1 protein-coding gene is annotated in these 838 nt (G+C 43.8%); it reads left to right on the top strand.

The genetic code is table 11. The features are described 5' to 3' along the window. Nucleotides 1–107: 107 nt before the first annotated feature. Nucleotides 108–838 (top strand): YheT family hydrolase (locus A3738_RS08905; protein WP_197473742.1); only part of this gene is annotated, 731 nt, incomplete at its 3' end.

Below are 838 nucleotides of genomic sequence, written 5' to 3'. Positions count from 1 at the left end.
CTTTTAGAAGGGTGCAAAACATCCGGTTTAAAAGAGTCGAATCATCCATTAGTACGCCAGATGGTGATAAGTTTTGGTTTGATAGATATTCGCAAGGTAGCAATCGAGTGCTGATTGTAAGTCATGGACTCGAGGGTCATAGTCGCAGACCATACGTGTTGGGCATGGTGTCTCGTGCGATTGATGAAGGGTGGGACGTAGTTGCCTGGAACTATCGAGGTTGTGGCGGCAGGGCCAATAACAAACTGCAAAGTTACCATAGCGGATCGATAGATGATTTATCACTGCTCATCGATCACGTTGATAGTATGGGCTATCAGAATATTGCGCTATGCGGGTTCAGCATTGGTGGGAACAAAACGCTTTTGTATTTAGGACGGGATCGCAATCAAGTAAACAACAAGATTTCCGCGGCTGTTACTTTTTCTGTTCCCTGTGATCTGGTCTCGAGCTCAGAGGTATTGGCAAAACCGATCAATCGAATCTATATGAAAAACTTTCTGGCCTCTCTGTACGAGAAGTTGAAACTAAAGGCTGAGATGTTTCCGGGTCAGGTCTCGCTTGATGGATTCAAAAAAATCAAGACATTTGCTGATTTCGATGGACGATATACAGCGCCGATGAATGGTTTTACTAGCGCACTAGATTACTGGGTACAAAGCAGTTGTCTTCCCCATATCCCCAATATAAATATTCCAACGCTTCTAGTCAGTTCTTTGGATGATCCATTTCTTAGTGAGAGGTGCTTTCCTTTTGAAGAGGCTAAGCAAAATAGTAGCTTCTTCTTTCGACCTTTAAAAAAAGGTGGCCACGTTGGTTTTGGCGCAAAGGGATCTAC

The sequence above is a fragment of the Oleiphilus sp. HI0066 genome (assembly GCF_001635725.1).
Note: the sequence above shows the minus strand (reverse complement) of the source record. Positions and strands in the feature narration are given on the sequence as shown.